At 55.4% G+C, this 4,657-nt stretch carries 7 protein-coding genes; 2 read left to right on the plus strand and 5 right to left on the minus strand.

Features of this window, described 5'->3' with window-relative positions:
• From HFM78_RS15590 to HFM78_RS15600, 3 genes are all read right to left on the minus strand, one after another.
• A partial coding sequence (locus HFM78_RS15590) for a methionine gamma-lyase family protein (RefSeq protein ID WP_287130380.1) occupies window positions 1–695 on the minus strand: 695 nt, incomplete at its 3' end.
• Window positions 696–1,463 carry an MBL fold metallo-hydrolase gene (locus HFM78_RS15595; RefSeq protein ID WP_287130381.1) on the minus strand — a complete coding sequence of 256 codons (768 nt, stop codon included), beginning with the start codon at window positions 1,461–1,463 and terminating at the stop codon, window positions 696–698.
• Window positions 1,450–2,040 (minus strand): aminodeoxychorismate/anthranilate synthase component II, encoded by a 591-nt coding sequence (locus HFM78_RS15600; protein ID WP_287130382.1) that lies wholly within the window; start codon window positions 2,038–2,040, stop codon window positions 1,450–1,452. Before HFM78_RS15600 ends, HFM78_RS15595 begins: the two co-directional genes overlap by 14 nt.
• Window positions 2,041–2,143: 103 nt before the next feature.
• On the opposite strand from HFM78_RS15600, the gene HFM78_RS15605 reads away from it, so the two are divergent.
• A complete protein-coding gene (locus HFM78_RS15605; protein WP_287130383.1) occupies window positions 2,144–2,410 on the plus strand; it encodes an FHA domain-containing protein in 267 nt (88 codons plus the stop codon).
• A 31-nt stretch (window positions 2,411–2,441) separates the two neighbouring features.
• Window positions 2,442–2,729 (plus strand): YggT family protein, encoded by a 288-nt coding sequence (locus HFM78_RS15610; protein ID WP_287130384.1) that lies wholly within the window; start codon window positions 2,442–2,444, stop codon window positions 2,727–2,729.
• Window positions 2,730–2,772: 43 nt separating this feature from the next.
• Here the strand turns inward: HFM78_RS15610 and HFM78_RS15615 are convergent, their stop codons facing one another.
• Together HFM78_RS15615 and HFM78_RS15620 are read right to left on the minus strand one after the other, a co-directional pair.
• Window positions 2,773–3,297, minus strand: coding sequence for a hypothetical protein (locus tag HFM78_RS15615; RefSeq protein ID WP_287130385.1), 525 nt, complete (start codon window positions 3,295–3,297; stop codon window positions 2,773–2,775).
• A gap of 198 nt (window positions 3,298–3,495) precedes the next feature.
• On the minus strand, window positions 3,496–4,200 hold the full coding sequence (locus HFM78_RS15620) for a sigma-70 family RNA polymerase sigma factor (RefSeq protein WP_287130386.1): 705 nt from the start codon (window positions 4,198–4,200) through the stop codon (window positions 3,496–3,498).
• Window positions 4,201–4,657 lie beyond the last annotated feature (457 nt).

Here is a 4,657-nt window from a genome sequence, read left to right on the forward strand (position 1 = left end):
ACATAGCCCCCCGCCGGAGCCACGGTCCCCCCCGGATTTTTAATCAGCGACCCCGCCATCAGGTCCGCCCCGACCATCGTGGGCTCCAGGGCTTCCACAAACTCCCCATAACAATTGTCTACAAAGCATACACAATCTGGATTCTGGCGTTTGATAATCCCAATTGCCCGCTCAATCCCCGCAATATCAAGGCTGGTGCGCCAAGCGTAACCACAGGAACGCTGAATCAGACAGAGTTTCGTCCGGGGACCGATGGCTTGAGCCAACCCGGACCAATCTACTTGACCATCCACCAGAGCCAATTCCCGGTAACTCACCCCGAAATCGCGCAAGGAACCCTCGCCCTGGCCCCGCAGTCCAATTACCGTCTCCAGCGTGTCGTAGGGCGCACCACAGACGGCAAGCAGTTCATCCCCCGGACGCAACACCCCAAATAGGGCACAGGCAATGGCATGGGTCCCGGAGACAAACTGTACCCGCACCGCCGCACTCTGAGCCCCCACCGCCCGTGCAAAAACCCGGTCTAGACAGTCGCGCCCCAGGTCGTCATGCCCATAGCCCGTCACCCCGGCAAAGTGCGGGGGGCCGACCGCCTCGGCTTGAAATGCTCCCAGGACCCGCCCGAGGTTCCGGCGCGTGATCTCATCTACCCCCGCCCAAATCGGCAACAGGGGTTCCATATAAGGCACTCTCATCTAAGTCACCCGCGTACCGAGATTGAAGTTGGTATAGGTGAAAAGTCGGACATGGAGGGCGGTCTTGGGGATCTGGTTGGGAGAAAGACTGATTTCGGTGCCGGGATAGACCTTGAGGTTCTCCTTAGGGAAGGCACTCAAAAAAGCTTCCGGGGCCGCGAGGTCGCACTGTGCATCCGCCGCCGGGGTGCGGTAGTGGGTGGGGACGACGATTTTGGGGTTGAGGGCTTTGACGGTTTCGACAGCCTGCGCCCCGTCCATAGCCTTCATCCCGCCGCCCACGGGGACAAAGAGAATATCCGGCTGTCCAATCAAGATTTTCTGGTCATCGGTTAAGGGAACGGCAAGTCCACCGAGGTGGACCAGCGTAATTCCGCCCTGCACCCACCGCCAGACCACATTCACCCCGAACCGACGGCCCTCACGGGTGTCGTGGAGGGTACGGATACCCTGGAGTTTGAAGCTCTCGACCTCATAAACTCCGGGCTGGTAAAGGACCTTGGGGTTCCCTGGTACAACCTCAATCGCCCCTTCGTCAAACAGGCGCGAACTCATCAACACTAAATCTGTATCCACGGCGGGTTTCTGGTAGCCCTTGGTACAGGCGAGGGGCCGGAACGGATTGACGAGAATCCGCATCTCCCCGGAGGTAAACAGGAAACTGGTATGCCCGAGCCAGCGGATGGTCAAGGTTGACTTGGGGGATTGGGCCAAAACTGGGGCACTCAGTAAGGAGGCACCCGCCAACAAAAAATTACGCCGCTGCATGCAAATCTCCACACTGGTCCACGAAATTTTGTAACAACTGTCGTCCCGACTCCGTGAGGATACTCTCGGGGTGGAACTGGACCCCCTGCACCCAGGGAAAATCCCGGTGCTGGACTCCCATAATCGTCCCGTCCGCTGTCCAAGCCGTCACCGCCAGAACTTGCGGACAGGTCGCCCGCTCAATCACCAAGGAGTGGTAGCGCGTCGCGGTAAAGGGTCCCGGCAAGCCCCGGAAAACCCCCTGCCCCTGGTGGTGGATGGGAGAGGTCTTGCCGTGCATTAGGGTTTCGGCCCGGACCACCCGCCCCCCATAGACGGCCCCCAGACATTGATGGCCCAAACAAACCCCCAGGATGGGTAGCTCGGGTCCCAAGGTCTGTACTAGTTCCAGACAGACTCCTGCTTGGGCCGGATGTCCAGGACCGGGGGAGATGACCAAGCCCTGGGGAGCCAAAGCCCGCACCTGCGCTGGCGTAATCCGGTCGTTGCGGACCACGGACAGGGCCACACCCAATTCGCCTAGGTATTGCACAAGGTTGTAGGTGAAGCTGTCGTAGTTATCAATGACTAGGAACATTAGTCCGCCGTAGATCCGTTTTTTATCATAGCGTGCCTCTCTCCCCCTAGCCTTGACAAGCCCGTGAAGCCGTGTATTCTGTACTCAAACTTCCCCTCGAATCATGGTCAAAATTGAACTCCTGGGCTTAGGCCCTGACCGCCCTGTGCCTACCTTTGAGCAAGCCATCGTCACCATTGGTCGCAGTCCCGAGAAGGATCTAGTCATTGATAATAATCAAGTTTCTAAGTTTCACTGCCGTTTGCTCTATCAGGGCGGATTTTTAGAAGTAGAAGACCTGGGTAGCACCAATGGCACCACCGTTTTGTGGCTCTGGTTTGGGCTGGGGTTTGCCGTGGTGGTTTTCGCCCTCGTCGTTGTCCCGCGCTAAGTACACTGGGGATGGTATCTATCCTCGACTCATGTACGACGCGCTCTGGTTACTGCTGGTGGTACTGACACCCTTGCTCATCTTCTTGTTTATCTTCCGGCTCATCTTCACTTGGTTCCCCCGACTCAACCTCAACCAATTCCCGTACAACTTAGTCGCGTGGCCCACAGAAGTCGTCTTACGGCCTACCCGTAAAGTCGTCCCCCTCTTTGGTGGGGTGGATATGAGCCCCTTAATCTGGGTCGCTCTCGTTGCCCTACTCCAAGAATTATTAGTCGGACAGCAGGGCATTCTCACTATCCTCAAAAGTCGGTTCTAGTAACTGAGTCCCGTAACCGCGAGCTACGGGACCCGCTTGTTTGCTAATCTCCTAAGCGACCGCCAAAGGGTGCCCCTAGCGGGATGGGCCGGGTGACGCTGATGGTCTTGAAGGCTGGGGGATTGTCATTCGGAACAAAGGGTGCTGGGTAGTAGGTGACCAAGCTGGCATTCACCCCCAAGAGCGTGGTTAGGGCACAGTTGTTGCTCACGATATCGGCAGCCCCTTCAAAGCCTGCTGCGCCCCCACGGAACACATCCAAGATCATAGGATGGACGGCCTCACCCGCATTGGCGGTGGTGAATTCCAGGGTGTTGTTGGGGGGAATACCGACGGGGCCAGAGATCCCAATCAGCGCACCGACATTATTGAGCCAGTTGACTTGGATATTACAGCCGAAAGGATTGGTATTGCGAATCGAAACCACGGTTTCGGCCTTCGGACCAGCGGCGGGATTGAGCGAACGGGCGTAGCTGAGGTTGTAGAGGACCTGGGCTGAGACGGGTAACTGGCATAGCGCGAGGGCCGCAACGGAGCCGAGTAGACCTTGGACGAGTAGCTTCAACATGAGAGCCTCCTGAAGGATATGACACACTCCCTATAGATAGGCAGGTCGCCCTAGGAAGTTAAACACTCATATCAAGTTTTTTTGCAGCCCTCACTAGATTGAGAAGATCCCCCTAATCCCCCTTGAAAAGGGCGACTTTAAGAGCTTTTTGCGTAAGGGCAACGCTAACAAACTCTATTCCCCCCTTTTCAAGGGGGGCTAGGGGGGGTCGGCCCACAAGTCAATCCAGCCCAAGGCCTCACAGAACGGGGTATTAGCGCACTCTTGAGCAAAGGACTCACCCAGCAGGGTAGCCAAGCGACGATAGATTTTCTTCAGTCGCATACTCATCGCCGCTGGGGTAATCCCGAGGGTGTCAGCGAGACTCCGCTGGGTCTGCTGTCCCAAATAGAGACTCCGCAACAAATTCCGTTCGCTGGTGCGTAGCTGCCGGAGGGCTTGCACAAAAAGTTCCAGGCACTGTTGCTCCAGTAACTCGGTTTCTGCTGTCGCTTCCTGTGGGACTTTGTTACCGAGGGTGATTAAATCATCACTGTCATTGAGCAATAGGGGTTGGTCAAGAGACAGACAGTTGACAACATTAAAAGCTTCACGACGCACTAGCAGACCCAGGGGGGTCTGGGGCCGGGGACGGCCCCAGGTGGGGTTGAGTTGACGTTGCAGACTACTATAAACACTGGGCAAGATACAGGCACCAAACCAACTGGAGAACTTCCCTACCTGCGGATTGAAGCGGGAGAGACGACCGAGGGTGGCTAGCTGCACCTCAAGGGTAAAGTCATCCAACTCAAAACCGTGGGCCCTATCTTTTCGCTGGTAGAAATAGACTTGACAGACCCGCGCCAACAGTTGATAAAACTCTGCTAACCCAGCCCGGAGGAGTTCTTGAGAAATTTGGAGCAAGAGATGTTCCTGCTCCAAACCTAGCAAGAGCTGATTAGCGCACAACTGCTCACGACGTTGCACGAGCGGCTGTAACTGTATAGCTAACCCTTGTAACGTTTCTGTAACCGAAATTGTCTCGTTCCGGGAACGAGTCACGATAAGTCGTTGATGCATAGTCGGTGTTCTCCTGAAGACAGGGAGTACCGTCGGGACCCATCACTCTTGTAAATGGAATTCGGGGTTGGTTGGGTGACACAGATCAGTTAATGACTCTTATCCAACTCACTTGACCCTTCCTCGTGGCTATTTCACCTTAAAGATGGCAAACAATTGGGTAGAGAAACATCCTTCCCGCCTATCTCAATCCCATCTGTATCTCAATCCCATCTGTTTTAAAAGTTAGGATAATTCCCTAGAATCAATATTAAGGGCACCTCGATTAATTGCATCCTAATTGCTGAAGATTAGTGAAAGT

The organism is Candidatus Cyanaurora vandensis (genome assembly GCF_013285555.1).
GTDB classification, from domain to species: Bacteria; Cyanobacteriota; Cyanobacteriia; order Gloeobacterales; family Anthocerotibacteraceae; genus Cyanaurora; species Cyanaurora vandensis.